Source organism: Acinetobacter sp. AS167 (genome assembly GCF_037152175.1).
Classification (GTDB): domain Bacteria; phylum Pseudomonadota; class Gammaproteobacteria; order Pseudomonadales; family Moraxellaceae; genus Acinetobacter.
Genome location: NZ_JBBCMP010000003.1, coordinates 221,379 through 247,992, shown reverse-complemented (window position 1 = coordinate 247,992; position 26,614 = coordinate 221,379). Strand labels below are relative to the sequence as shown.

The window sequence follows — 26,614 nt, the reverse complement described above, 5'->3', positions numbered from 1 at the left end:
TGATCTTAGTCTAAGAAAAAGGTAATGAATAGTTGCTTTTCTGCAACGCTGTATTGCAAAAATGGCACGTAAAATTTAAAAAATGACTCATTAAAAATAAGACATAGAAATCATTCAGTATATTTTTTATGATCTGTTTGGGTTGGTTTTTTAATCATTTTCTTAAATATTATTATGCTTATTGAATACTGAAGAAACTCCTTCAAGGAATTTCTCCAGTAGCTGATTTTATTTGTTGGGAACTTCACAAGACTCATCAGCACAAACAGGGCCATCCTGTTGCTCGATTTCAGCATCATTCGCAGTTTCAAGGGCTTTTTCTAACACTTGTACAAAGACTTCACGTGGTTGAGCACCCGCTAAAGCCACACGTTGATCAAAGACAAAGAATGGTACGCCTGTTACTTTTAATTGTTCATGAGCAACTTGTTCATCGAATTTTACAAAGTCAGCATATTCTTCAGAGTCTAGAACGTCATCAACTTCTATTGGATTTAAGCCAATACGAGATGCGACATCTTCAATTGTTTCCCGTTCACCAATCGGTAAACCTTGAGTCATATAGCTATAGAAAAAAGCTTCTTCTGCTTCTGAACCTAAACCCTTACTTTGTGCAAGGTGAATGATCCGATGGGCGTTAAAGGTATTTCCTGAGTTGGCATTTTCCCAGTTAAATTGGATGCCTTCTTCTTTTGCCATTGCTGCAATATTGCGTTGCATATCTTCGACTTCAGGGATACTACGCCCATATTTTTGCGCAAGACGTTCAGAGTTTGAAACTTCTTGACGCGTAGTTGCTTCAGGATCAAGTTCAAAACTGTGCCAATGGACTTCAAGCTCAATACCTGCTTGTTCAGCAGCAGCTTCTAAACGTTTTTTACCGATATAGCAAAAAGGGCAAACCACATCTGACCAAATATCTACGCGCATGGGAAATCTCTACAATCTAATTCTGGATTATGATGGGGTTTGTTTGCATAAATTTAAAGTGAAACTTTTAAGCAGTCTTATTTTAAGGTGATTCAACAAAGGTTATTTATTGTTATTTTGCATAATTAATATACAAAAAAGAGTCGCTTAGGATATTCTAAGTAATCTATAAGGATGTTCGGAGTTTGGTATGCGTCGACTTTTGATTGTTTTCGGTATCATCTTTCTGGCTGTTATTGGATTTTTCTACTATGACCATACTTCAATAAAGAATGAAGACGCCAATCGCCAAGCATTTGATTTGGTGATGACTGAAAAAATGCGGCAACTTTCTGAACAAGCCCAAGACCGTTCTAAACCCGTAAATATTGATATTCATGATAATCGGCTCAAAGGTGATTACAAAACCTTGTCTGAGTTTTTATTGAAATATTGGGCCAAGAATGTTGATACACGGAACACTTATTTAAATCAGCTCGCAGCGGCCAAATGGGATCATTTTTTAGATGTAAATCGTTTGGATGCAGACCGTAAACAGAACTATGTAGAAACAACACAGATGCTGGTGACTGTACGACAAGCAATGCAGCAATATCAGCAAAAAAATAGACAAAATAAAACCGAGGCTTTAAACGAATTAAAAAAAATAGATTTGCGCAAGGACCTCAAGAAACCCTTACAGGATAAGCTCGAACAGAATGTTGAACTTGACTCTGAAAATACCCTAATCCTAAATGAGCTACAAATTTTAGGTAAAGCTGAAACCATGTTTGATTTGTTAAAAAAATATGAGTGGCAGAAGCAGGGTAATCAAATTTTGTTTAAAGACGATGCTCAAGTGAAACAGTTTAACCAGTTGTTTCAGGATGTGCTGAAATTGAATAGCCAAATCAATCAGAAAAAAGAGCAAAATGCGGAAGTATTAGAAGAAGCCTTGTAAATTTTAGAAGTAGATGAATGAAAAATATAAAAATATGTTTGCTTTTTACAATGTTTATACTGCTATTGCTGGGTGGGATTGGCTATGTCTACCAGACGCCAATTCTCGTTCAGCAAGATTGTAAAAGCGTTGCTTTATATCGCTATCATTTTGGTGTTTATCAAATTGATCAAGACACAATTCTGGATGCCGATACTTATAAAAAGGTTTATGGATGGAAGCATTTTTTAGGCTTATCCCCTATTTTATGTGCTGAACAAATTGAGTATGACCAATGTGTCGTGGAGGAAAAGCAAGCGGCTTTAAATACTGAGCAGGGAAAAAAGCAATGGAGCCTTGTGCGGGACAATTTATATATCAATCCTCAACGAGAATTGGCTTTAAAGTTTCCTTATGCAAATCGTTGTAGCATGTTTCTATCTGAACATGTTCTGCCCAGCAAAAGCCTGTCGATCATGGGTGAGCGTTTTTATCGACATTTGGGTTTTGGTGGTGAAGATGGGCCTTCTTTGAATGACACTATAGATTTAGCGAGCTTTAAGCAGTTAAACCCTTCTAATTTGTATAAAGATAAACGGCATGTTTATCACTACTTTAGCATGCTGGATGGGGGCATGTTTTCGATTTTAGAGGGTGCAGATGCCAGTAGTTTTGAACTACTCGGAGATTGCTACGCAAAAGACAAGCAGCATATTTATGAAGAACGTTTTGGCGAACTTGAGGGTGCAGATTATGCAAGTTTTAAAACCAAATCTGATATGGGATGCGTTGCACAGGATAAAAATGGCTATTGGTTTTGGAATAATCGAAAAGCTTGGAAAGATATGAATAGTGAAGAAAAAGAGCGGGTCCAGGCGCTTCAATAAGATTGATCTCGATTAACGCTTGGTTTCTTCAACTTTTCCTTGCATTAAAAAAGATGTTAATAGGCTTTGAGATTTTTTGAGTTTGACTAATTTTTCTGAAATATGTTCTAACTCTATTTTTAATGTTTCTTTGGCAACAGGGCATAAGGTAAATTTTTCCTCACCCAAATCGAAACATGGCAATAATAATTTAATGTCTTTTAAATGCATGCCGGCATCATTGAGAACTTTAATTTTTTGAATATCCTCGATGTTTGCTTGATTATAAGCTCGATAGTGATTCGCTGTTCGTTGCGGGCGAATTAATCCTAGCTCTTCGTAATAACGTAACATACGCGGGCTTACTTGAGTTATCTCAGCAACTTTAGCAAGATTCATAATAGACCTCTTATAAACTAAAACGGACCAGTTGGAAAAAAAATTATTGGTGGCTCTATTTAAGCTGTTGAATGAGCAAAACCTATTTAATCTTTATTTCAGAATTTTAACAGTATTTACCGTTTATCTGAGCTTTAGTGAATCTCGCTATAATTTGTTATAGCCTGTTTAATAGACAATATTAAATGTATTGAATCATTTTATTGAATATATACGATGATTTATTTTTTAGGTGAAATGTATGAACTTTATCAAAGTTTCGATACTTGTAACTGCTCTTTCTGTTTGGTTACCCACTGTACAGGCAGAAGAAGTTGCCTCATTGCCTACGATTAAAGTGATGGCGGATTCTGAACTGCGTCAAGAAGCTGTAGGTGTTGTTCCTTATCAAGAAGATAAAGATGTACGTAAGGCGTTACAGCATCAGATCATTAAAAAAGATAATGAGATCCAAAATTATGTGATTGGCGATAATTTTAATACGCTTGATATACAGCCCAAAGCCTCTGAACCGAATATAAATCAAATTTCTTCACCATTACTTAGAGAGTATGTTTTAGCTGTGGCTGCTGGTTTGCAGTCTTCTGACCCGACATCAGGTTTGTTTACCATGATGGAACCACTTTCGATGGGTATGAATCGCGAGAAAGCTTTAGAAGCAGTTCGTAATGGAACTTTTAAGTTGAATATCGATGCTGACCGTTTACAGCTAATGTTTGGGGATAAATGGAAGAAATAGATAAATATAACATGAGTTTTTTATAGGTAATTTATTACTTTCTTTACTCTTCTTAAGAGAGATAAAGCACATAGGTGAATAAAGTTAAAGATAAGAAAAATTATATAATTTGGGGATATGCTTTTTAATACTTGTTAGCAGGTGAATATATATTTATTGTCTAGATAGTGTACTAATATTAAAGAAGAATCACAAAATTTGAGATATTAATAGTTGGGCACCTATTATAGTGCCCAATAAATAACAAAATTGCATTTATACGAGTATTTTATGATTAATTTCTTCAAGAATATGCTGGATATGTCGATTTGTATCGATGGTTATCCACGTTTCATGACCTCCTGAGGTTCTTTCTCGGTTACTTACTTTTTTAATTTCAGAATCTGCCCAACTAGAGGGGTCATCCTCAAAATATGTTGAATTAACTATTTTAGTCGCTAATGTATGCATTTGAGAAAAGTTGTGATCAATTTTAATCATATGCCCACGTGCGATATAATAATGATTATCTGTGGTATAACGAATCTTTCCATTTGCATTATCGCCAGCCGGAATATTTTCTTTACCGCTTGGCGCTTTAACACCATAATCACTATATTTGAATGAATAATTTGGAAAGATTTTTATTAAATTTTGCCAAATTAAAGACTCTTTCCTCAATAATAGACCACAACTGTCAGGTTCTTCTACCGCCTTATCAATAGTTTCGGGGATGCTTGAACCGCTTATGACGATAGATAAAGGACTTAATTTACAAAGAGTTTCAGCAATTCTCTGTGTTTTATCAAATAATTCCGGAAGTGATTTTTTAACAATACTTTTTAAATCTACTAAAAGTAAACATTTTTGTGGTATCGCTTTAATACCAGACAGAATATCTTCTATTTGCTCTAAAAAATAATCTGGGTCATCACTATCATCTAATGCTTCACCATCCAAACGGATAATAAAATATGGGGCATTTTTAAACTCAATTTTTGATAAAGTTGTTCGATAAGTGGAGTCTAGGCTATTGAACCATCTATCGTATCCAATAATAGGTACGACATTAATACTTAGCTGGATTAAAGAGTTATAACTATATTCAAATACATGTCGACCATTTTCTAAAGTCTGGTCATTTGTACTGTAGTAATAAGTATCAATAGCTATCAAAGAAATATTGGTAGTCCTGATTAAATTTTCTAAAGATTTAATTTTTTTATTAATAAAAATTTCTTTAGATGTTTTTTTCCAATCCCCTACAGGAATTTCAAAAATTGGCATAATATGCTTTTTAACACTATCGTTGAGATGTTTTAAAGCAGTAAATTCACCGCGTTTTGCGGGGAAAATAGGAAAATAAGTATGTAGGGGATTCATGTAATCACTCCATATGGGTTAATTCCGCATTAAAAAATTTTTTCACTTCATTTTGTCCTAAAAGATCATTAAAGATAGTGTAATCATTTAGTTCACTTCTTAGACGACCTGCGATAATTGCAGGATGGATTCTTAGCTCTTTTGCTAAAGAATATATATTGTCTCTAGTTGGGGTTAAGAAAGCATCACTTGTTTTCCAAATGCCCCTTGGTATGAAAGCTTCTCTAGCTAATCTATTAGCTTCCGCTTCTTTTTTATCTAGAGAGTTATATTCGAGATCATCAATGAATGTGTCATTATCATCTAAATGTTTCATTACATGAGCTAATTCATGTAGTAAGGTAAACCAAAAATTATCGAGTCTGTCGTAACGTAGAGATAGCGCAATAATTGGTTTTCCATCAGAATCTTTCAAACAAGCCCCATCCACACGAGTACCTTTTAAATGGGGTTCTATAACAACAGAGATTCCAATATCTTCGATATGTTGAACAGCTAATACGGGTCCATTTTCCAACCAGCTTAGTTGGGCTATTTCTCTTAAAAAATCTCTAGTGACTAACTCTTTTTTAAAAACTTTAGTAGAATATTTATGTGATCTACTTTTTTGAACCACTCCAGATAACCAGGCATGTAAAGCAAATTTTGTATTTGGGGAATATGCTTCACCATTTAAGTTTCTCTTATATGAAGTAGATGAAAAATTTAAACCACTTTTGTTTAAATATTCGCCAACTATTTCTGCGATTTTTTCTTTGTTTGGAATTTTAATCCATCCTCTACTTTCCATTTCTTTGATTGGAAATTTTTTCCAATCAATTTCTGAATTAGAAGAAGATCTTGCATGTGTTGGTGAAATTAAAGTTTCAACAGGTATATTTAAACCTATAGAGATAGCTCTAATCATTTCAACAGTTAATTTTCGTTTTCCATTTAACACTTCTGAAACACGACTTGTTGTCCCAAAATAAGGAGCTAGATCAGCTTGTTTAAGATTTAATTCCTTCATACGGAAAGTAATTGCATTGATTGGATCAGGAATATCTAGCTGAAAGTGTTTTGTTTCATAATCTTGAATTAATAAACATAATAGGTCTAAATGATCTTTGGCAGTTTGATCTTTAGATGTATCGACATCTATTAAAGCTTCAACTTGTTCTAAGTAAGCCTTGTATTGCTCGATTGTCCGGATGACTTTAATCTCTATAGACATTAATCAGAACTCTTAACTTCTTTAATAATAACGATTTCATTAGTGAGACATATTTTAAGAATCACATATAAATTGGTATCCAAAATGGAAATTTTATAAAGATTATTTTGGAGGTGCTCCATGCGAGGGTACATTCTAAAAATGTCATCGGGTTGGCGCCATGAAGTTTGTGAGACTTCATTTTCAAAAATAGAAATCCACTTAAGTGCTATTTCAGATAAATGGTTTCTATTGATTCTCCCCAGTAATCTCATACAACCCTTAAAGATAAGTTCCCAATTTGGGAATATAGTAAAACAAAATTCCCAATTTGGGAATAATTTTATGAATAAAAAAATCCCCGCATTAAGCGGGGATTTTATATCTTAGTATTTAATTAAGAATTAAACACGTTCGATAATTGTCGCGATACCTTGACCAAGACCGATACACATGGTTGCAAGACCGATTTGCGTATCTTGTTGTTCCATCACGTTCAACAATGTAGTGGTGATACGTGCGCCAGAACAACCCAATGGGTGACCCAATGCAATCGCACCGCCGTTTAAGTTGATCTTGTCTTGCTTGTCATAGATGTTCAAGCCTTTCATTACAGAAAGACCTTGAGCAGCAAATGCTTCGTTTAACTCGATGGTTTGGATGTCTTCCATCGTTAAGCCAGCACGTTTAAGCGCTTTCTGTGTTGCAGGAACAGGACCATAACCCATGATCGCAGCATCACAGCCTGCAATCGCCATAGAGCGAATCACAGCACGTGGCTTAAGACCTAAAGCTTGAGCACGTTCAGCCGACATCAACAACATTGCTGATGCACCATCAGACAATGCAGAAGAAGTCGCAGCAGTCACAGTACCACCTTTAGGGTCAAATACTGGACGTAACGCTTTGAATGCTTCAAGGTTTGCATCTGGACGAATTACTTCGTCGATGTCGCAAAGGATTTTGAAGCCATTGGCATCATGACCTTCAACACCCACGATTTCGTTTTTGAAACGGCCTTCCTGAGTTGCAGCCCAAGCGCGACGATGAGATTCAACACCAAACGCATCTTGTTCGTCACGGCTAATGCCGTTCATACGACCTAACATTTCAGCAGTTAAGCCCATCATGTTAGATGCTTTCGCATAATGCTTAGATGCTTCTGGGTTAAGATCGATGCCATGCATCATACCAACGTGACCCATATGCTCTACACCACCGATGATGAATACATCACCTTGGTTGGTTGCAATTTGCGCCGCAGCAGTATGGATTGACTGCATAGAAGAACCACAGAGGCGGTTTACAGTTTGACCACCAACAGTCTTCGGCAAGTCAGCCAATAACACGATGTTACGGCCAATGTTCATACCTTGTTCTAGGGTTTGGTTCACACAACCCCAGATCAAATCTTCAACTTCATTTACATCAAACTGGTTACGAGCAACTAAAGCACGAACCAATTCAGCAGATAAGCTGTCAGCACGTACATTGCGGAACATACCGTTTTTGGTTTTACCCATTGCAGAACGTACGCCATCAACGATGACAACGTCACGTGGATTTAAAGTAGCCATTCACGTTGCTCCTTAACCGTAGAATTTTTTGTTGTTTGCAGCCATGTCACGCAACATTTGTGGCGCTTCATAAGCCTTACCTAAGTGTGCATATTTGTCGCAAAGCGCAACATATTCAGCAACACCTGTTTGGTCGATGTAACGCGCTGGACCACCACGGAATGGAGGGAAACCTACACCCATGATCATTGCCATATCTGCTTCAGAAGCAGTAGAAACAATGTTGTCCTCTAAGCAACGAACAGTCTCGTTACAGAACGCGAGCATCATACGGTCAATAATTTCTTGAGCATCAAACTCGTGCTTTTCAGTTGTTGCCATCGTTGCAACAAGCTCATACGCAGTTGGATCAATAGATTTCGCTTTCTTACCTTTACGATCAAGCTCGTATTTGTAGAAACCGATGTCATTTTTTTGACCAAGACGTTTGTTTTCGTACATGATTTCGATCGCGCCTTTATAGTCAGGCTTCATGCGGTCTGGGAAACCTTCAGCCATAACTTCAGCACCATGCACACCAGTGTCGATACCCACAACGTCGATCAAATAAGCAGGTCCCATAGGCCAGCCGAATTTTTCCATGACTTTGTCAACTTGTTGGAAGTCTGCGCCATCTTTAAGCAGAAGGTCAAACGCACCAAAGTAAGGGAACAATACACGGTTTACAAGGAAGCCAGGACAATCGTTTACAACGATTGGTGTTTTACCCATTTTTTGAGCAAGAACAACAGTTGTCGCAATTGCTTCTTCAGATGTTTTCTCACCACGGATCACTTCAACCAAAGGCATCATGTGAACTGGGTTAAAGAAGTGCATGCCTACGAAGTTTTCAGGACGAGTCAATGCATTTGCAAGACGCGTGATTGAAATCGTAGAAGTATTTGAAGCAATGATCGTATTTTCACGAACTTTTGCTTCTGTATCACGTAACACAGCTTCCTTGATTTTAGGATTTTCTGTGACTGCTTCAATCACGATGTCGACTTCTTTAAACTCGTCATAGCTTAAAGTAGGACGGATACGTGCAAGTGTTTCACCCATTTTTGCAGGTGTCATCTTTTTACGTTCAACTTGTTTAGTCAATAAGCCATTTGCTTCAGACATACCTAAAGCAAGCTGTGGGTTACCGATGTCTTTCATGATGATTGGTGTGCCTTTGCTTGCCGCTTGGTAAGCAATACCGCCACCCATAATACCCGCGCCTAAAACAGCTGCTTGGTTAACCGGATGAGCACCTTTCTCATGTTTTTTAGATGCTTTTTTTACAACTTGGTCATTGATGAATAAACCGATCAATGCGCCAGCTTGTGGTGTAATAGCAGCTTTAGCAAACGCTTCGGCTTCAATTTTTAACGCTTCATCACGTTTTTGGCTTACACCAGCTTGAAGTGAATCAAGAAGAAGTTTTGGTGCTGGGTATTGAGCTGGGTTTGCTTTCGCAAGGACTACACCTTTAGATGAGTTAAACGCCATCATTTGTTCAAGCATGTCTAATTTAACAGGCTCTAATTTTTCTTGACGTTTTGCTTTCCAGTCTAAACGACCAGAGATTGCTTGTTTAACAAGATCAATCGCAGCTTCTTGGAGTTTGTCAGCCGCAACCACTGCATCTACAGCACCGTCTTTCAGTGCAGCATCTGGACGTTTGTTTGCTGAAGTCGCGATCCACTCAACCGCATTGTCAATACCAATCAAACGGCTTAGACGAACAGTACCACCGAAACCAGGAATGATCCCCAGTTTAACTTCTGGTAAGCCAACTGTTGCAGCATTTGACATTACGCGGTAGTCACATACCAAACACATTTCAAAACCGCCGCCCAATGCAATACCATTGATCGCAGCAACTTTAGGAATCTCTAGATCTTCAAAAGCGTTAAAAATCTCGTGAACAGGCATTGCCCATTCTACAATTGCACTTTCACCTTGCTTAAAATTTTCACCAAACTCAGTGATGTCTGCACCAACGATAAATGTTGATTTACCAGAGGTTACGATTAGACCTTTCACTTCACTGTTATTTTTTACAGCTTCAATAGCAGCTTTAAAGTCTTCAATCGTTGCACGGTTGAATTTGTTAACCGACTCACCTTGTAAGTCAAAGCGGAATTCTGCAATTCCGTCCGAAAGCAATTGGACGGTAATGGCATTGCCAGCGTGGATCATGCCCTGATCTCCTTTTTTGGAGGACTTCTTAAGTTGATGTTTTGAAGTGTGTATGCAATTCCCGCACACATTTCGACTTCACTAATCTTACGATAACTATATCTAAAAATAACCTAACAAGTTGTATCAAGCCGTGACGCAAGGGTCATCAATTTTTTTGTTGCAGAAACTTATCCATTTATGTGTTGAATAGGTAGTTATTTCAAATGATGTAATGAAGCATATGTTTAAATTAATTTTTTTAATCATAAGATAAGACTTTTATATCGAAAAAGAACATTGTAATAGACTGGTTTTACCAATGAATTTTTAGTCATTTTGGTCAATTGAGTGTTTTATTAAACAATTTTAAGCTGTGTAAGGTAGTTTATAAAGTTTAGGCTTTAATGCGATTGGCTTTTTGATTTATAGATTTGTTATAATTTGTAGAAACATTCTCCCTTTTTGAGATTTAAAATTCTATCAGCACATGTTGCTTGATTAACCTGATTAATGAAAAGAGTGCTGTATGATTAAATGGATCATATTGGCGATTTTTGTGATTTCTGCTTTGTATATCCAAAATCGCGGTAAAGTGCGACATTCGTTTTATCGTCAATTTTTTGACCATTCAACGATACTCGCACCAATTAACTTTCTCATGTATATGTTTTCAAAAGTGCCGAATCAACCGTATATCGACACGCAACATTTTAAAGATTTAAAAGTGTTAGATGAAAACTGGGAAATGATTCGTGAAGAGGCGCAAGCGTTATATGCCAAAGGTGGAATTAAGGCTTCAAGTACATATGATGATTTAGGCTTTAATTCATTTTTTAAAACAGGTTGGAAGCGTTTTTACCTAAAATGGTATGATTCAGCGCATCCATCAGCAACAGAACTCTGTCCAAAAACAACTGAATTGCTGAAAAATTTGCCAACTATCAAGGCGGCAATGTTTACGGAGCTTGCACCTGATAGTCGATTAGTACGCCATCGTGATCCTTATGCCGGTTCATTGCGTTATCATTTGGGGCTCATTACGCCAAATGATGATCGTTGCTTTATTGATGTAGATGGTCAGCGTTATTCATGGCGTGATGGTGAAAGTGTGGTTTTTGATGAAACTTATATTCATTATGCAGAAAATACTACAGACCAAAATCGTATTATCTTTTTTGCTGATGTAGAGCGCCCATTAAAAACAAGATTTATGCAGCGCTTTAATCACTGGTTCGGTAAAAAAGTGATGACTGCTGCCAGCTCTCCAAATGAAGCAGGGGATCAAACAGGAGGGTTAAACAAAGTTTTTGGTTATGTGTATCAAATTCGTATTAAAGCCAAAGCCTTGAAAAAATCCAATCGTCAGTTGTATTACTTTTTAAAGTGGTTCTTGATGTTAGGGATTTTCTTCCTGATTTTTATTCGACCATATATGTCACAGATCATTGCATTTTTTGAAAAAATGATTTGATTTGAAGCGCCCGTCAGGGCGTTTTTTAATAACAAATTTTGACTTGAGTTTAACGCTCGATTTTTTTAATTTACTTTCATAATTTATAAAAGTGCTGGAAAACACAAAATGTTTAAAAATTTAGCCTCAGAAATGATGGGTATGAGTGATATTGGAACAATTATTGAACCGCATGATTTCAATAAAACAGATATTGATGATTATATTTTTCATGAAGATAACGAGAAAATTTTCTTTGTAATCAAAAGTAAAACAGATGAATATTGCTTTACTAATGTCGCCTTTATGCATCTCGATGGTAAAAGTGCAATCAGTAAAAAGCGCATGTTGTACCGCTATTTGTACAAACATAATCCTGTGAAAAATGTTCTTTTAGAAACAGCAGGTACCGTGGATTTAGATGCTGAAATTAAGTTCCAGTTAGGTGATCAGCACTTCTCTATTGATATTGATAAAAAGCAAATAGAGAAAATTCGTGATCTATATAAAGCATTATTCACCATTGGTGAGACCTGCAAAGAAATCAATCGTAAACGTAATGTGCTATTACAAAGTACTGACAATGTTCAGAAAATGTTTAACTTGCGAGAGCTCAGTGAGCAGGCAATTTTAAATTTACCTGAAATCATTAACCAGACTGCACAACAAGTTGAAGACTATGCGAATCAGCGTATTCGACAAATCGAAAATTATGATTTTTCTGAAATTTTTGATCGTTATTTGAAAAATTGATTTTTTAGAAATTTAGTCAAGAATTAAAACGCTCGTAAGGGCGTTTTCTATTATGTAAATCAATGATTTTATAGTCATGTTTTAGTCAGAATTCAGGTAAAATAGTATTTTGTATGGGGGAACTTTGAAGCACATTATGCAAAAATTTCATACTAAAATTGATTGGTGGATTTTAGGCTTTATAATCGCGATGACAGGCCTACTCATTCAGTTACTCTTTACCATGTATGCTAAGGGCACAATGGTTGAATATCCTGAGCATTCGGTCGTTTATATTTTAACCATTGCGGTGATTTGGTGGCCAGTTTTAAATACACGTTATATCATTCAAGATGAAATACTGACGATTCATAGTCTATTCTTAAAATGGCGTATTCCATTGGCAAATATTCAGAAAATAAGTAAAACTAATAATTCGATTTCATCACCTGCATTATCTTTAGATCGTTTGAAAATTGAATATATCAAGGATGGGAAAATTAAACAGGTCCTTGTTTCTCCAAGAGATCAGCAGGCTTTCAGTAAGGTTGTAAATAATCCTTTTTTTGATTCTTGCACATAAATATACCAAACAAAACATTTCCGATATGAAGGTTTAATAGCGGAAAAATACAATATGAATGGCAGAAAGCTTTTGGTTAATAGTACTTCTACAGAAGGAGCTGCATAATATTATCTGACTAGAGAGGGAGTTCTTATATTTATGCTCCTTGGTCATTGGATGAAATATTTTTTAGTGGATGAGTAACATTTGATACTGAAGAACTCAAATATTTATAGAGTGGTTATATTTCTCGAAATTTTGGTTTTATTTCATTTCTATAAGAAAGTTGATGTTTTATGTGAATCGATCACAAAAGATATTCATAATCTAATCTGTCAGATCAACAGTAATACGATTGTTTAGATTTTAGTTGCAATATTAAGGATAAGTTGCTTATCTATCAGTCATTTGAAAAATAAAAATCAAGATCTTATTCAATAGAAAGAAAAAGTAATTCACTCAAGTAGACTTGAAAAATGCATGATCTAACTACATCATCCATTTATAGTCCAAATTTAAAAGCCTACTGTGAACGAAAACGCACGTGAAAATATCGAAAAGATTCTAGCCAATATGACGACGCTACCTGGTGTGTATAAAATGCTGGGAAAAGATGGTGAATTATTATATGTCGGAAAAGCCAAAAATCTAAAAAATCGCGTACTGAGTTATTTTGTAAAAACCATTGAACACCCGAAAACACAGGCTTTGGTTGCACGTATTTATAATATTGAAACTCTCGTAGTCCGTTCTGAAACTGAAGCCTTATTACTCGAACAGAATCTGATAAAACTGCATCGCCCACCGTATAACATTATGTTGCGCGATGATAAATCTTATGTCTATATTTTTGTCTCCGCAGATAAACCTTATCCGCGGATTGCTTCAGGACGAGGCAAAGGCAAACATCAAGTAGGTAAGTTTTTTGGACCCTATCCAAGTGCTTATAATGCAAGAGACACACTTTTAGTACTACAAAAACTATTTAATGTCCGGCAATGTGAAAACAGCTATTTCTCACAGCGTAAACGTCCATGTTTACAATATCAGATTAAACGTTGTACTGCGCCTTGTGTGGGTTTGATTTCACCTGAAGCCTATAATGAGGATGTACAAAATTCGATTCGTTTTTTAAATGGTGATACCAAAGAGCTGAACCAAGAATTGATCCAAAAAATGGAACAGGCAGCAGAAAATCTAGAATTTGAAAAAGCAGTTTTTTTTCGGGATCGTATGGCCTTACTCCGTGATGTACAAGCACAACAAGCCATTTATAAAGTCAAAGGTGAAGCTGATATTCTTGCGATTGCCTATCAAGCGGGTGTGACATGTGTACAGATTATGCATGTACGTAATGGGAAAATGCTGGGCGGGAAAAGTTATTTTCCAGATATGTTGGATGATGATTTGAGTCAAATGCTGTCTGATTTTATCGCCAATTTCTATTTCCAAGTTGCAGACGAGGTTCCAGCCGAACTCATTGTTAATGTAAATGTTACAGATCGAAAAGAATTGGAAGAAGCTTTACATCAGCAATTTGAAAAGAAAATTCAGATTAAACATAATGTTCGAGAAACTCGTGCTGAATGGCTGGAATTGGCTGAGATGAATGTTCAGCATGCGATTAAAGGAAAACTAGCCAATCATTTAGAATTAAATGAACGCTTTCATCAACTAGAACAAGTCTGTGGTCGTCCTATAGATCGTATTGAATGCTTTGATATTTCTCATACGATGGGCGAAGCGACCATTGCATCATGTGTAGTTTTTGATGCAGGCGGAGCACGTAAGCGAGATTATCGTCAATTTGCAATTGAAGATATTACAGGTGGTGATGATTATGCCGCGATGCGGCAAGCGTTAACACGCCGTTATAAAAAAGCCATGTTACCCGATTTATTACTGATTGACGGGGGCAAAGGGCAACTTCATATGGCGATGGATGTTATGCAAGAGCTTGGCTTAGATGCATTTATGGTGGGTGTATCCAAAGGTGAAGGACGTAAACCCGGTTTAGAAACACTACATTTTACCGACGGCACTAAGATTCAGCTTCCCGAAGACCATAAAGCACTGCATTTGATTCAGCAAGTCCGTGATGAAGCGCATCGTTTTGCAATCACCAAGCATCGTGCTAAGCGAGATAAACGTCGTGGAGGATCGGTACTTGAGGCTATTCCGGGCTTAGGTCCAAAACGTCGTCGTGATTTACTGACTCATTTTGGTGGGATTCAGGGGGTACTTAAAGCTTCTGAACATGATTTAAAAAATGTTCCAGGTTTGGGTGATGTTATGGCACGAATGATTTATAAAGTGTTGCATGAATAACGTCGTTATTGTTCTCGATGATGAGTAGCATTTGCCAAAACAACCATTGACGCATGAGTCACTGATCATTTTCATCTCGCGTCAAATATGAAACAGTACAGCAAAGATCGAAAAATTGGACGGATCATGTCATTAGAATCACTATTTCAGCAGATTGAACAAGAAGAGTGGATTGATATTCCTCAAGGGTGGTTGCAGGGGCGCACGATCTTTGGCGGTCTTGTAGCGGGTATGTTGGTTTATAAAGCAATTGCAACCATTCACGATCCAGTTAAAAAGTTGTTGAGTTGTAGTGTCACTTTTGCTGGGCCTGTTGAAGAAACACCAGTGAAATTAACTGCTGAAATCTTGAGACAGGGTAAATCAGTCACTACAATTGAAGTCAGACTGTGGCAGAATGAGGCTGTGCAAAGTATTTTAATTGCAAGTTTTGGTAGCCAACGCGATTCTAAAATTCAAGTATCTTTAGAGCCTCAAGCCCCTGATTTTCCGCCACTTGACCAGATTAATATTGTCCCTAAATATTTACCCTTTCCTGAGTGTGTAAAGAACTTCCAGCTGGCATGGACTGAAGGGAATTATCCAATGTCAGGCAGTAAGCAGCCTGATTTTTCAGGTTGGTGTCGTTTTGACCCTGAGCTACATGCCAATCGAGCAATGAATGTTTCAGATATCATGACCTTAATGGATGTTTGGCCACCTGGTGTATTGCCGATGTTTAAATTGCCAGCACCTGCAAGTACACTAACTTGGCATGTGACGTTTATCCATCCTTTACAAAATCAGTTGAATGATTGGTTTAAGTATAAAGTGTTTACAGACTTTGCTGAGCATGGATATGCAACTGAACATGCCTATCTTTGGGATGAACAAAATCGACTCATTGCGATTGCAAGACAGACGGTTACGGTATTTACCTAGTCGACAGTTTAATGTGAATCGTTTAAAGTACTAAGGAAATAGAGCTTTACTCTAAATTATTATTTACCTTCATTCGGGTAAGTAGGGGACTCACTGGCGGTGTCTATGACTACAGGTCGTATCCTGAATATTCCAAATATCTTGACGCTTGCTCGAATCGCGTTAATTCCTGTTTTTTTAATTATTGCCTATTGGCCACCTGCAATTGGAGTGGCTGGACATACAGGTGGTATGACGCGTCATATTATCTTGACTGCAATTTTTGTTGTTGCTGCAGTCACAGATTGGTTTGATGGTTATCTAGCAAGAACTTTAAATCAGACCTCAGCTTTTGGGCGGTTTTTAGATCCAGTTGCAGATAAATTAATGGTGGCAGCAGCACTGATTGTGTTAGTGCAGTGGCAACCATCAATCACTATGGCATTTGCTGCAATTGTGATTATTTCACGTGAAATTACAGTTTCAGCACTACGTGAATGGATGGCTGAATTAGGTGCGCGTACCAATGTAGCAGTCTCCACGGTAGGTAAATATAAAACAGCCTTTCAGATGATTGCGATCACGGTGTTTTTATTAAATTGGCAACCGCTTGAAATATTGGCTTATGCTTTGTTATATACCGCTGTCATTTTGACACTCTGGTCGATGTTTATTTATTTAAAAGCAGCGTGGCCATATTTAAAACAGCCTTAATCTGCGCAATATAATGCAGTATATAGATCAAAGCCTTTCTCTCGTGAAAGGCTTTTTTTGCGCTTGAAAGTTAGTACAATAGAAAGATTGATGAAAACCAATACAAATCGCTAAACATCATCTTGTGCTATATTGAAAATTAATCAAATTACAAGAAACACTGTAACTGGAATATTGAGAAACACGTCATTGCAGGTGCAGGTAAAATTAAGGAATATACATGGCAGCATTGCTTTATTTATCGAATCAAAATTTGTATTTATTGGATGGAAATAAAAGTATTACGGTTCATTGCCAATCCATTGACTTATATAAAAAGAATTTAGTTGAGATTCAACAACGTAAAGATTGGAAAACCAAAGGTACGGGTGCACAGTTCATGCGAACATCTTCACAAGATGATGAGGTGGATTTAACCCATATTTTCCCAACAGATGTAGCTCTGACCGCTGATCATAAAATGATTTATACTGCTTGTTTGCAAGAAGGCACTTCGATCAACATCAAATCATTGACAGATTTACAAGAAACCGAAGGCTTAGTGTTAAGAAAGAATGATTTTGTGGTGCAGGACATGGCTTATGATGAGTCCAAAAAGCGTTTAGCACTATCTGTTAACACACAGGGCTATGAACGACATATTTGTATTCTACCTTTAGACGCCAATCGAACACAGTATTTGACCGAAGGAGATTGTCAGGATTCAAATCCATGTTTTGATCCACGAGATACCATGCAGTTATATTATGATTCGTGTGGTTTAGCCTATGGTGAATACCGTATTGCCTATAGTCCCAAAGAAATTTTTCATTTGGATATGGCAACAGGCGCGTTGCAAACAATCGCTTCAGATCCAAAGTTTGATTTCTTTAAACCAAAAATGGATGGGCTGGGTAATTTGTATTTTATTAAACGCCCCTATTCCCGTGATGGTTCTCCTCAATCTCCCTTAACGACATTTAAAGATATTATTGTTGCTCCTTTTAAAATTATTCGTGCGATTGTAGGGTGGTTAGATTTCTTTACTCAACGCTATACAGGTGAATCATTAAAAACAACGTCTGGAAATAATCCAGCCAAATCGCAGCAAAAGTCAGAAGAAGAACTATTTGTTGAAGGTAATTTGATTAAGGCTCAGCAAAATTTAGAACGTAATCAGAAGGCGGGCGAAAAATATCCTGGGATGATTCCAAATTCGTGGGAGTTGATCAAAATGACAGCTTCTGGTGAAATGATTGTATTAAAAAAAGGTGTGATGAGTTTTGCTTTAAAAGACAATTCTATTTTTTATTCCAATGGAAAATATTTGGTTGAAATTGATCAAAACAACAATGAGACCTTGAGGGTTGAAGCAAAGCTAATTTCAAAAATTATCTGTTGAGGTCTTGTTTTTCCACACTACATTTAGATAAATCAAAGCCGAAATGAGACTTTGGTTTATCTTAGAATTTGCTTTGAGAAAGAGACAAAGTATCAGGCTTAATTAGTTTTTGATAATGGTTAAAGAGGTATGTTCAAAGCGTGATTTTAGTTTGTGTGTATCTGTCAGTGAGAACATCCCTTTTTCAGACTCCCGAGAAAGAAATACTGAAAGTGATTGAAAATCTACACGGCTAATCAGTAAGTCTTGTATAGAAACAGTCCATTTTTCACCTGAATGTAGTCGCGCAATTTGGTTCGAAATATGGTTAAGCAGATCCATTTTATTCATCCTGATTCAAGTGATTGGAAATTTTTATCTTGAAAATAAAAATTCACTGAATTGATCACTTAAAATATTTTTAACCTGTACACATAAGCATTAAAGCCATCCGAGATGACTATCATGTGACATTAATATTGCATTTTCGTGACAAGTAAACTTGGATATCCGATTAAAATAAATAAACTTTATTATTTTTTGTCTGCCTAGAAATTCGAATTTGCCAAAATATATTCAATCTCTTCTTTTGCCGCAGTTTGCAGTTTGCTACGTAAAGCATTTAAGCTCTCTTCGATTAGCGTTTCTGCTTCTAACTCAAGACGTAGACGAACACTTTCCAACTCTGAAGTCATTTGTGCATCTGTGATGCGGAATTGCCCATTGGCATAATCTATTGCTGGATAATCAGGATTTTTAGTGTATTTTTCACTATATTCTGAAATTTCAATATCAATTTGTTGACGTAAATTTTGTAAGGTCAATTTTTGATGTTCAAACTGCTGAATTTCATCTTGTTGTAGTTCTAAATTATATGCGTGCTGTAATGCTCTTTTTTCAGCTAAAGATTTTTCAAGTGCCAATTGTCTACGGATACGTGCTTCTTCAATCAGCTGGGCTTTTAGCTCAGCATAGGCTTGTTCAACTTGGAGTTGCGCCACTTGCATTTGGCGTTGGTCATTACTTAGCCAGTCCTGTACATTTGTTGTAGGGCTGAGAAGGTCACAGATGCGGTTAAGGTCATCTACAAAAGTTTGGCGTACGGCTTCAGGCGTATCTAACCAGCGCTTTTTAAAATCTTGACCGACATTTAATGTCACCACGCATCTCCTTGATATAAAATGAGAATGAAGAATTAAAGTTTAAATGTTTGAGGCGAAACACCCATTCGTCGATAGGCTTTATATTTCTCTCGACCAATTTGTTTTGCTGATTCAGCATTTTCAATAATTTCTATAATGTGACTAAATTGTGTCACTTGTTCAAGTGCTTGATTGTTAAAATTAAACACAATCCAGTCTAAAGACTCAGGTAATCTTGAAGAAATACAGATCGGTGCATCAATTTGATCAATTCCATGCGCAATAAAACTGGTCGGATCAAAACTCCATAAACGTTCATCCAGTTGTTGCTGCATTTCTACATCAGGGCAATGCAACCAAACTTTGGCTGCATTTCGTAAAATTTTACGACATAAACGACAGGCACTTTCTACCTGTCGCTCAGGGCTTTTTTCAAATAAATAAAAGCTAATTTTAGCCATTCTTTTGTACACGGTTGGCTATTAACTGCATCAACAATGGTACTGGACGGCCGGTTGCACCTTTATTTGCACCAGAATTCCATGCTGTACCAGCGATGTCTAAGTGCGCCCAACGATAGTCACGGGTAAAGCGTTGTAAGAAACAGGCTGCTGTAACTGCGCCAGCTTTTGGACCACCAATATTGGCAATATCGGCAAATGGCGAATCAAGTTGTTCTTGATAATCGTCATATACGGGCATACGCCATACACGGTCAAATGCAGTGTGTCCTGCTGCTGTAATTTCTTCTGCAAGTTCATCATCTGGTGTAAATAAACCAGAAACGACTGAACCTAAAGCCACCACACAAGCACCAGTCAGTGTTGCAATATCAATCACTAATGCAGGGTTAAAGCGCTTAATATAGGTTAAGGTATCACAAAGGACTAAACGCCCTTCGGCATCAGTATTCAGGATTTCAACCGTTTGCCCACTCATGGTGGTTACAATATCACCAGGGCGAGTTGCATGACCAGAAGGCATGTTTTCAGCAGCGGCAATTGCACCGACAACATGAATCGGGAGTTTCGCTTCACAAAGTGCACGAATCGTACCCAGTACAGATGCTGAACCACACATATCAAATTTCATTTCATCCATGCCTAAGCCTGGTTTTAATGAAATACCACCTGTATCAAAAGTCACACCTTTACCCACGAGCACGATCGGTGCTTGATCAGGATTGGCTTTATATTCAAGCGTAATCACACGTCCTGGACGATCAGAACCTTTGCTTACCGCAAGAAAAGCATGCATGCCTAGATCAGCAAGCTGTTGTTCTTCAAGTACAGTCACTTGTAAAAGCTCAGGGAATTCAGCTGCTAAAGCATGTGCTTGTTCTGCTAAATATTCAGGGAAGCAAATATTAGGAGGGCAGTTGCCTAAGTCACGAGCAAAGTTTTGTCCTTTTTGAACAGCTTGAATAAGCGTGATCTGCTCTGCACTCAGACTCGATTGCGTTGCAATAAATTCAATATTTTCTAAAGTGAATTCATTCTTCTTCGATTTGAATTCATCATAAGCATACGCAGCTTGCGTCAAATTTAATGCAAATAGATAATGTAACTCAGACGGCAAAGCCGAAATATCAATGCTGATTTTTTGGAATTTTTTTTGTGAAGCTTTGATAATGGTTTGTGCGATTTTTGCTAATTTCGCTGCTTTAATCTCAGAGGCTTTATCTATGCCGACTAAAGTACATTGCGTAACTTGAGTTAGCTTTCCGATAAGTGGTAGAGTTTCATTTAAACTTGCTTTGAATTGAGTGTCTTCAATTATGCTGTTCAAGTCATTGATTTTATATATTTCTTGAGCTTGTTTAGCGTTTTCAGAATCCACCAGAATAAATAACGACTGGCTAGATGTAGACGCTGAAAATGACGTATTGATCGTAAGTTTCATGTGTTGTCTTTGTGCCTTTTGTACATTTCAAATCATTAAACCATTGAACCACTTCAAATGGTAGAATTTCAATCTAGTTTTATAATTTTAACTTCGGGTAAACTAGCGCTACATCACGATATTACCCTTATTTGGAAGATTAATTTGATTATTCGACGTTACCTTGTCAAACAAGTCGTTTCGACCTCTCTTGTGGTTGTCACATTATTGACAGTCATTATGATGGGTGGGCAATTGATTAAACGATTTGGTCAAGCTGCTATGGGGCGTGTAGATCCGAGTATTCTGTTGAGTATTATCGGTTTTCGTTTACCTGAGTTTTTGACTTTAATTCTTCCTTTGGGTTTCTTTATTGGATTGATGCTGGTTTTTGGCCGATTATATGTCGATCATGAAATGGCTGTACTGAATGGTAGTGGTATTAGCCGTATTCAAGTCGCTCGATTATTGATTCCACTGACTGTTATTTATTTATGTGTACAAACTGTTTTAATGATCTGGATGTCTCCGTGGGGAATCCGTCAATATGAGCAACTGATTTCTACTCAAGCAGTCCGAACGGGCTTTGATTTGGTTCGGCCACGTGAGTTTATTTCCTCAGGGGCTTATACAATTTATGCCGGCTCTTTATCCGAAGATCGCAAAAATCTTAAAGATATTTTCTTTTATCAACGTGCTGAAAAAGAAGGTAAACCTGATGTTATGATTTTGGCGAAGGAAGCAACACGGATTGAAATTGCCAATGAAACAGCAAGTGTTGTCGATTTAGTTCAAGGCCGCCGTTATGAAATTTACCCTGGAACACCAAAATATAGTCAAACTGAATTCCAAACTTATCGTTTGCGTTTAGAAAATAATAAAGAAGCTAAGTTTGAAAGTGATGAAGTAGAAGGGCTAACTTTTGGTAAATTGCTTGAAAATAAAAATGACCCTGTTGTGGCAAGTGAATTGGGATGGCGCTTATTTGTTCCATTTTCTATCATTGTCGCCTTAATGTTAGCAACAGCACTATGTGAAGTAAGCCCAAGACAAGGTCGTTATCTCAAACTTTTCCCAGCATTATTAATTTTTGCCAGTTTAATTGTGGCGCTCATGGCAATACGAACCCGTATTAGTAAAGATGAGGTGGGTGTTTGGGCATATCCTGCAGTGTTATTATTCTATGCTGCCGCTGCCGCTCTATTTTCAAGAAAGCAGAAATTAGCACCTAAAATTAAAAAGCAAATACAGCGAGTAAAATCATAATGTTAGCACGTAGAATTGTCGCAAAACATGTGACTAAAACCACATTGCTTGCCATGTTGGGTGCTACGGCAGTACTGGCTAGCTTACAGATTTTATTCACCTATTTGGGTGAGTTAGGTGATCTAAAACAAGGCTATACGGCTTGGAATGCATTGCAATATGTTTTATGGGGTGCACCTCGTTATTTGTATGAGATTCTTCCTATTGCAGCATTGATCGGTGCTGTACTGGGTTTAGGTTCAATGGCTTCGAACAGTGAATTAATTGTGATGCGAGCAGCAGGCATTAGCTTATGGCGTATTGTCGGTTGGGTCATGCGTTCTGCTATGCTTTTGGTGATCCTTTCGTTTTTATTAACTCAATTCGTTATTCCCTATACCAATGAACAGGCGAAAAGTATTAAAAGCCATCGTAGTGTAGCAACGCTAGGAGAGGTGAAAGGCTATTGGACACGTGAAGGACAACGCTTTATTTATATTGATTATGCCAATTCAAAAGGGACATTAAAACAAGTTCAAGTTGTCGATTTTGACGATAATTATCGAATGAAATCTTTGTTAAATTCAGAAGAAGGGCAGTTCTTAAAAGAAGGACAATGGAATTTAAAACAAAGTGCTCAAGTCAATTTATTGGCCAATGGTCAAGCTCAAGTTGTAAATAAAAATCAAGAGGATTTAGCACTCGCATTGCAACCTAAATATGTGCATATGGTGACCATTAATCCAGAAGACTTAGCACCTACGCAGTTATTGAGTTTTATGCAATATATGCATGAATACAGTCAAGTACCAAAGACTTATCTTTTGGCTTTTTGGAAAAATGTCGGTTCACCATTTGCTTTGCTTGCATTGGTTTTGATTGCATGTTCATTTATTTTTGGGCCATTACGTCAACAATCGATGGGCTTTCGCTTAGTGATCGCATTATTTGTTGGTCTAGGTTTTTATTACATACAAGACTTCTTGGGTTATGCAAGTTTGGTCTATGCACCTTCTCCTGCTTGGTTTGTATTCTTACCAATTATATTGATGTTTGGCATCGGAAGTTATTTGTTGTATAGAGCAAGATAACTTAATGGATCTGTTTTTTTGAACAATGATCTTTCAGATAGATAAGAAGTTTAGACCATGGCAACTTGTTTTTGCCATAATCTGAGGATAGAGTCTGCCGTAAAAAAACGGTAAGATGTAACGATTAATTTGTAAACAGTAAAGAGTGTAAATCATGACGGATGCAACTGCTGGCAAAATCCCTCACGTTCTAGTGATTATGGATGGTGTGGGTCATCGTGAAGCGGTCGAAGATAATGCGTTTTTAGCAGCAAAAACGCCGAATCTAACCATGATGCAAGACAAGCATCCGCATAGTTTAATTTCTGGTTCAGGTGAAGATGTCGGTTTGCCAGATGGACAAATGGGTAATTCTGAAGTTGGTCATATGAACTTGGGTGCAGGTCGTGTGCTGTATCAAGATTTTACTCGTATTACCAAAGATATTCGGACCGGCGATTTTTTCGAGCATGAAATTCTGATTGATGCTGTAGAAAAAGCCAAATCGGCAAATGGTGCATTGCACATTATGGGATTATTGTCAGAGGGCGGTGTCCATTCTCACCAAGATCATATTATTGCAATGTGTGAGCTTGCTTTGAAGCGTGGGGCAAAAGTCTATTTACATGCGTTCTTAGATGGTCGTGATACACCACCACGGAGTGCAAAACCTTCTTTAGAAAAACTCGATGCGGTATTTGCACAGTATCCAAATCAGGGGCGTATTGCCACCATGATTGGACGTTACTTTGCAATGGATCGTGATAATCGTTGGGATCGTGTGGAACAAGCTTACCGCCTGATGACTGAAGGAGAAGCTTTACGTGTTGTTGATTCAGCCGTTGAGGGCTTAGAGCAAGCCTATGCAGCCAATGAAAATGATGAATTTGTTAAAGCAACCCGTATTGGTGAAATGGCCAAAATCCAAGATGGCGACAGTGTGGTGTTTATGAATTTTCGTGCGGATCGGGCACGTGAAATTACTAAAGCATTTGTAGAAAAAGACTTTGCAGGTTTTGAACGCAAAGTTGTACCCCATCTATCTAAATTTGTGATGTTAACGCGTTATCAAGCGACGATAGATGCACCAGTGGCATATATGCCAGAAGGTTTAAAAAATTCAATTGGCGAATACTTATCTTCTTTAGGCAAAACTCAGTTACGTATTGCAGAAACAGAAAAATATGCACATGTGACCTTCTTCTTTAGTGGCGGTCGTGAAGATGAGTATCCAGGTGAAAAACGGATTCTAATCCCATCACCAAAAGTTGCAACTTATGATCTACAACCTGAAATGAGCGCACCAGAAGTCACCGACAAGTTGGTTGATGCAATCAATTCAGGTGAGTTTGATCTCTTGGTGGTGAACTATGCCAATGGCGATATGGTAGGTCACACTGGCGTGTTTGATGCAGCAGTGAAGGCTGTTGAAGCTGTTGATATCAGTCTTGGTCGTTTATATGAAGCAGTGATGGCAAAGCATGGTCATATGTTGATTACTGCTGATCATGGTAATGTAGAGCAAATGCAGGACTATGTAAGTGGTCAAGTACATACGCAGCATACCACTGAACTTGTACCTTTCATTTATGTTGGACCAACCTCAGCCACGATTGCTGAAGGTGGGGTTTTAGCAGATGTTGCACCGACTATTTTAAGTTTAATGCATCTCCCTGTACCGACAGAAATGCAAGGCCGTAATCTGATTACATTGAAAGCATAAAATTATCATTATTAAAAACTAGGTGTGTGAATGGCTCAAGCTTGGAAATATATTGCTGTATTAACAGGATTGTTGGCCTGTGGAAGCCATTCAGTTCGGGCAGCAGAAAATGCTGCCGCACTTGATTTTGATGGTGATGTCGAAGAAAGTATTGCTGAAGTGCCCATTGAATCGATTGAGCAATTTGTACAAATCTACGGCATCGTCAAAGACAATTATGTTCAGGAAAAACCTGATGATGTTCTGTTTTTGCAGGCAATCAAAGGGCTGGTGGGTGGTTTAGATCGCTATTCGCGTTATCTAAGTCCTGAAGAATATAAACAGTTGATGCAATATACGGAAAGTGACCTTGCGACTGCTGACTTTGAATTGGCTTTTGATAGTCATATTCATCAATGGAAAGTCAAGAATTTACGCGATAATTCAGACTCATTTAAACTCGGTTTAAAAAATGGATTCACCATTTTTAAAATTGAAAATCAAGAACTTAAAAATTTAAATGCCCAACAAGTCGAAGATTTATTACATGGCTCAATTGGTTCAACTTTTCAGTTGCAACTGAATGAAAAAAGCCCAGCAATCACGGTGGTTAGAAATCGCAAATTAGAAGTGGCTGATATAGAGCCGATTATGTTGCATAATCAGGTTTTAGTGCTTAAAGTTAAAGTTTTTCAACAAGATACAGCCAATGAAATTAAACGTTTAATTGAAGAATACAGTACCCAAAAAATGAAAGCTGTATTATTCGACCTACGTAATAATCCAGGTGGTTTACTCTCAGCCGCTGTTGAAACGGCTGATCTTTTTTTAACTCAGGGAACGATTGTTTCTACCAAAAGTCGTTCAGAAGGCAATCAACAATTCCAAGCCTTACCGGGTGATGAGTCGTCCAATACTAAATTAGGTATTTTGATTAATGGTCGTTCAGCATCTGCAGCTGAAGTCTTTACCGCTGCAATGAAAGAACATCAACGTGCTTGGGTTATAGGTGAAAAAAGCTATGGAAAAGGCGTTGTACAGAAGTTATTTCCATTGCCAAATGGGGCTGCTTTGCAAATGACGGTTTCGCATTATTATACGCCAAATGGCAATATGATTGATGGGCAGGGTATTCGGCCTAATTTGGAATATCCATGGACTTTAGATCAAAAAGAAGAAACCTATCTAAATAATGTTGCAGATCAACTATTAAAACATCGTGATAGATAAAGTTGAATGTAAAAGTGAATTCATAACACTGTAGCAGTTTGTGCTACTACATCTGACATTACGTATTTAAATCACGTTGTTTCGGTGATCCTTTAGCTTGTACTGTATACTAATCAAATACTTGCTTGTTGCTCAGACTGGACATGACCAAATCTTATGTTGA

At 37.4% G+C, this 26,614-nt stretch carries 24 protein-coding genes; 14 read left to right on the top strand and 10 right to left on the bottom strand.

Annotation, left to right across the window (positions count from 1 at the left end; all coding sequences use genetic code 11):
* Positions 1-228 precede the first annotated feature (228 nt).
* Complete coding sequence (locus tag WFN33_RS07585) at positions 229-930, bottom strand: DsbA family oxidoreductase (RefSeq protein WP_336952359.1); 702 nt, start codon at positions 928-930, stop codon at positions 229-231.
* Positions 931-1,120: 190 nt separating this feature from the next.
* Here WFN33_RS07585 and WFN33_RS07580 point away from each other — a divergent pair, with 190 nt between their 5' ends.
* Positions 1,121-1,870, top strand: coding sequence for a hypothetical protein (locus WFN33_RS07580; RefSeq protein ID WP_336952357.1), 750 nt, complete (start codon positions 1,121-1,123; stop codon positions 1,868-1,870).
* Between the two features lie 50 nt (positions 1,871-1,920).
* Positions 1,921-2,736, top strand: a complete 816-nt coding sequence (locus WFN33_RS07575) for a DKNYY domain-containing protein (RefSeq protein ID WP_336952355.1) — start codon at positions 1,921-1,923, stop codon at positions 2,734-2,736.
* 12 nt (positions 2,737-2,748) lie between these two features.
* Here WFN33_RS07575 and WFN33_RS07570 read toward each other — a convergent pair whose 3' ends face one another.
* Positions 2,749-3,114, bottom strand: a complete 366-nt coding sequence (locus WFN33_RS07570; protein WP_336952354.1) for a MerR family transcriptional regulator — start codon at positions 3,112-3,114, stop codon at positions 2,749-2,751.
* Between the two features lie 241 nt (positions 3,115-3,355).
* Here WFN33_RS07570 and WFN33_RS07565 point away from each other — a divergent pair, with 241 nt between their 5' ends.
* Positions 3,356-3,853, top strand: a complete 498-nt coding sequence (locus tag WFN33_RS07565; protein WP_336952352.1) for a hypothetical protein — start codon at positions 3,356-3,358, stop codon at positions 3,851-3,853.
* Positions 3,854-4,108: 255 nt separating this feature from the next.
* Here WFN33_RS07565 and WFN33_RS07560 read toward each other — a convergent pair whose 3' ends face one another.
* The 4 genes from WFN33_RS07560 to fadB all read right to left on the bottom strand — a co-directional run bounded on the left by WFN33_RS07560 (position 4,109) and on the right by fadB (position 10,150).
* Entirely contained in the window at positions 4,109-5,215 is a 1,107-nt protein-coding gene (locus WFN33_RS07560; RefSeq protein WP_244014707.1) for a beta family protein, read from the bottom strand.
* A gap of 4 nt (positions 5,216-5,219) precedes the next feature.
* Positions 5,220-6,428: an ImmA/IrrE family metallo-endopeptidase gene (locus WFN33_RS07555; RefSeq protein ID WP_336952351.1), complete on the bottom strand. Its 1,209-nt coding sequence runs from the start codon at positions 6,426-6,428 to the stop codon at positions 5,220-5,222.
* Between the two features lie 383 nt (positions 6,429-6,811).
* Positions 6,812-7,984: an acetyl-CoA C-acyltransferase FadA gene (gene fadA, locus WFN33_RS07550; RefSeq protein WP_004718442.1), complete on the bottom strand. Its 1,173-nt coding sequence runs from the start codon at positions 7,982-7,984 to the stop codon at positions 6,812-6,814.
* Positions 7,985-7,996: 12 nt separating this feature from the next.
* Positions 7,997-10,150: a fatty acid oxidation complex subunit alpha FadB gene (fadB, locus tag WFN33_RS07545; RefSeq protein ID WP_004818537.1), complete on the bottom strand. Its 2,154-nt coding sequence runs from the start codon at positions 10,148-10,150 to the stop codon at positions 7,997-7,999.
* 508 nt (positions 10,151-10,658) lie between these two features.
* Here fadB and lpxO point away from each other — a divergent pair.
* From lpxO to WFN33_RS07510, 7 genes are all read left to right on the top strand, one after another.
* Positions 10,659-11,603, top strand: coding sequence for a lipid A hydroxylase LpxO (gene lpxO / locus WFN33_RS07540; RefSeq protein ID WP_336952350.1), 945 nt, complete (start codon positions 10,659-10,661; stop codon positions 11,601-11,603).
* A gap of 108 nt (positions 11,604-11,711) precedes the next feature.
* Positions 11,712-12,335: a PH domain-containing protein gene (locus WFN33_RS07535; RefSeq protein ID WP_336952349.1), complete on the top strand. Its 624-nt coding sequence runs from the start codon at positions 11,712-11,714 to the stop codon at positions 12,333-12,335.
* Positions 12,336-12,471: 136 nt separating this feature from the next.
* Positions 12,472-12,897, top strand: coding sequence for a PH domain-containing protein (locus tag WFN33_RS07530; RefSeq protein WP_336952348.1), 426 nt, complete (start codon positions 12,472-12,474; stop codon positions 12,895-12,897).
* A gap of 510 nt (positions 12,898-13,407) precedes the next feature.
* On the top strand, positions 13,408-15,207 hold the full coding sequence (gene uvrC / locus WFN33_RS07525; RefSeq protein ID WP_336952347.1) for an excinuclease ABC subunit UvrC: 1,800 nt from the start codon (positions 13,408-13,410) through the stop codon (positions 15,205-15,207).
* A 126-nt stretch (positions 15,208-15,333) separates the two neighbouring features.
* On the top strand, positions 15,334-16,128 hold the full coding sequence (locus tag WFN33_RS07520; protein ID WP_336952346.1) for a thioesterase family protein: 795 nt from the start codon (positions 15,334-15,336) through the stop codon (positions 16,126-16,128).
* Positions 16,129-16,233: 105 nt separating this feature from the next.
* A complete protein-coding gene (gene pgsA, locus WFN33_RS07515) occupies positions 16,234-16,821 on the top strand; it encodes a CDP-diacylglycerol--glycerol-3-phosphate 3-phosphatidyltransferase (RefSeq protein ID WP_004718416.1) in 588 nt (195 codons plus the stop codon).
* Between the two features lie 220 nt (positions 16,822-17,041).
* Positions 17,042-18,202, top strand: coding sequence for a hypothetical protein (locus WFN33_RS07510; protein ID WP_336952345.1), 1,161 nt, complete (start codon positions 17,042-17,044; stop codon positions 18,200-18,202).
* Between the two features lie 102 nt (positions 18,203-18,304).
* Here the strand turns inward: WFN33_RS07510 and WFN33_RS07505 are convergent, their stop codons facing one another.
* From WFN33_RS07505 to WFN33_RS07490, 4 genes are all read right to left on the bottom strand, one after another.
* Positions 18,305-18,523 (bottom strand): hypothetical protein, encoded by a 219-nt coding sequence (locus tag WFN33_RS07505; RefSeq protein WP_336952344.1) that lies wholly within the window; start codon positions 18,521-18,523, stop codon positions 18,305-18,307.
* Between the two features lie 206 nt (positions 18,524-18,729).
* Positions 18,730-19,341 carry a cell division protein BlhA gene (gene blhA, locus WFN33_RS07500; protein WP_336952585.1) on the bottom strand — a complete coding sequence of 204 codons (612 nt, stop codon included), beginning with the start codon at positions 19,339-19,341 and terminating at the stop codon, positions 18,730-18,732.
* 35 nt (positions 19,342-19,376) lie between these two features.
* Complete coding sequence (locus WFN33_RS07495; RefSeq protein ID WP_004718406.1) at positions 19,377-19,784, bottom strand: DNA polymerase III subunit chi; 408 nt, start codon at positions 19,782-19,784, stop codon at positions 19,377-19,379.
* Positions 19,777-21,225 (bottom strand): leucyl aminopeptidase, encoded by a 1,449-nt coding sequence (locus tag WFN33_RS07490; RefSeq protein ID WP_336952343.1) that lies wholly within the window; start codon positions 21,223-21,225, stop codon positions 19,777-19,779. Before WFN33_RS07490 ends, WFN33_RS07495 begins: the two co-directional genes overlap by 8 nt.
* Positions 21,226-21,369: 144 nt before the next feature.
* Here WFN33_RS07490 and lptF point away from each other — a divergent pair, with 144 nt between their 5' ends.
* From lptF to WFN33_RS07470, 4 genes are all read left to right on the top strand, one after another.
* Positions 21,370-22,470 carry an LPS export ABC transporter permease LptF gene (gene lptF, locus WFN33_RS07485; protein ID WP_336952342.1) on the top strand — a complete coding sequence of 367 codons (1,101 nt, stop codon included), beginning with the start codon at positions 21,370-21,372 and terminating at the stop codon, positions 22,468-22,470.
* Positions 22,470-23,540, top strand: coding sequence for an LPS export ABC transporter permease LptG (gene lptG, locus WFN33_RS07480; RefSeq protein ID WP_336952341.1), 1,071 nt, complete (start codon positions 22,470-22,472; stop codon positions 23,538-23,540). Before lptF ends, lptG begins: the two co-directional genes overlap by 1 nt.
* A gap of 154 nt (positions 23,541-23,694) precedes the next feature.
* Positions 23,695-25,242: a 2,3-bisphosphoglycerate-independent phosphoglycerate mutase gene (gene gpmI / locus WFN33_RS07475; protein ID WP_336952339.1), complete on the top strand. Its 1,548-nt coding sequence runs from the start codon at positions 23,695-23,697 to the stop codon at positions 25,240-25,242.
* 30 nt (positions 25,243-25,272) lie between these two features.
* Positions 25,273-26,451, top strand: coding sequence for a S41 family peptidase (locus WFN33_RS07470; protein ID WP_336952337.1), 1,179 nt, complete (start codon positions 25,273-25,275; stop codon positions 26,449-26,451).
* Positions 26,452-26,614: the final 163 nt, after the last annotated feature.

What these genes read in the sequence shown, in the direction of transcription:
- WFN33_RS07585 (WP_336952359.1), bottom strand. Translation starts at nt 930, where the DNA reads ATGCGCGTAGATATTTGGTCAGATGTGGTTTGCCCTTTTTGCTATATC.
- WFN33_RS07580 (WP_336952357.1), top strand. Translation starts at nt 1,121, where the DNA reads ATGCGTCGACTTTTGATTGTTTTCGGTATCATCTTTCTGGCTGTTATT.
- WFN33_RS07575 (WP_336952355.1), top strand. Translation starts at nt 1,921, where the DNA reads ATGTTTATACTGCTATTGCTGGGTGGGATTGGCTATGTCTACCAGACG.
- WFN33_RS07570 (WP_336952354.1), bottom strand. Translation starts at nt 3,114, where the DNA reads ATGAATCTTGCTAAAGTTGCTGAGATAACTCAAGTAAGCCCGCGTATG.
- WFN33_RS07565 (WP_336952352.1), top strand. Translation starts at nt 3,356, where the DNA reads ATGAACTTTATCAAAGTTTCGATACTTGTAACTGCTCTTTCTGTTTGG.
- WFN33_RS07560 (WP_244014707.1), bottom strand. Translation starts at nt 5,215, where the DNA reads ATGAATCCCCTACATACTTATTTTCCTATTTTCCCCGCAAAACGCGGT.
- WFN33_RS07555 (WP_336952351.1), bottom strand. Translation starts at nt 6,428, where the DNA reads ATGTCTATAGAGATTAAAGTCATCCGGACAATCGAGCAATACAAGGCT.
- fadA (WP_004718442.1), bottom strand. Translation starts at nt 7,984, where the DNA reads ATGGCTACTTTAAATCCACGTGACGTTGTCATCGTTGATGGCGTACGT.
- fadB (WP_004818537.1), bottom strand. Translation starts at nt 10,150, where the DNA reads ATGATCCACGCTGGCAATGCCATTACCGTCCAATTGCTTTCGGACGGA.
- lpxO (WP_336952350.1), top strand. Translation starts at nt 10,659, where the DNA reads ATGATTAAATGGATCATATTGGCGATTTTTGTGATTTCTGCTTTGTAT.
- WFN33_RS07535 (WP_336952349.1), top strand. Translation starts at nt 11,712, where the DNA reads ATGTTTAAAAATTTAGCCTCAGAAATGATGGGTATGAGTGATATTGGA.
- WFN33_RS07530 (WP_336952348.1), top strand. Translation starts at nt 12,472, where the DNA reads ATGCAAAAATTTCATACTAAAATTGATTGGTGGATTTTAGGCTTTATA.
- WFN33_RS07520 (WP_336952346.1), top strand. Translation starts at nt 15,334, where the DNA reads ATGTCATTAGAATCACTATTTCAGCAGATTGAACAAGAAGAGTGGATT.
- pgsA (WP_004718416.1), top strand. Translation starts at nt 16,234, where the DNA reads ATGACTACAGGTCGTATCCTGAATATTCCAAATATCTTGACGCTTGCT.
- WFN33_RS07510 (WP_336952345.1), top strand. Translation starts at nt 17,042, where the DNA reads ATGGCAGCATTGCTTTATTTATCGAATCAAAATTTGTATTTATTGGAT.
- WFN33_RS07505 (WP_336952344.1), bottom strand. Translation starts at nt 18,523, where the DNA reads ATGGATCTGCTTAACCATATTTCGAACCAAATTGCGCGACTACATTCA.
- WFN33_RS07495 (WP_004718406.1), bottom strand. Translation starts at nt 19,784, where the DNA reads ATGGCTAAAATTAGCTTTTATTTATTTGAAAAAAGCCCTGAGCGACAG.
- WFN33_RS07490 (WP_336952343.1), bottom strand. Translation starts at nt 21,225, where the DNA reads ATGAAACTTACGATCAATACGTCATTTTCAGCGTCTACATCTAGCCAG.
- lptG (WP_336952341.1), top strand. Translation starts at nt 22,470, where the DNA reads ATGTTAGCACGTAGAATTGTCGCAAAACATGTGACTAAAACCACATTG.
- gpmI (WP_336952339.1), top strand. Translation starts at nt 23,695, where the DNA reads ATGACGGATGCAACTGCTGGCAAAATCCCTCACGTTCTAGTGATTATG.
- WFN33_RS07470 (WP_336952337.1), top strand. Translation starts at nt 25,273, where the DNA reads ATGGCTCAAGCTTGGAAATATATTGCTGTATTAACAGGATTGTTGGCC.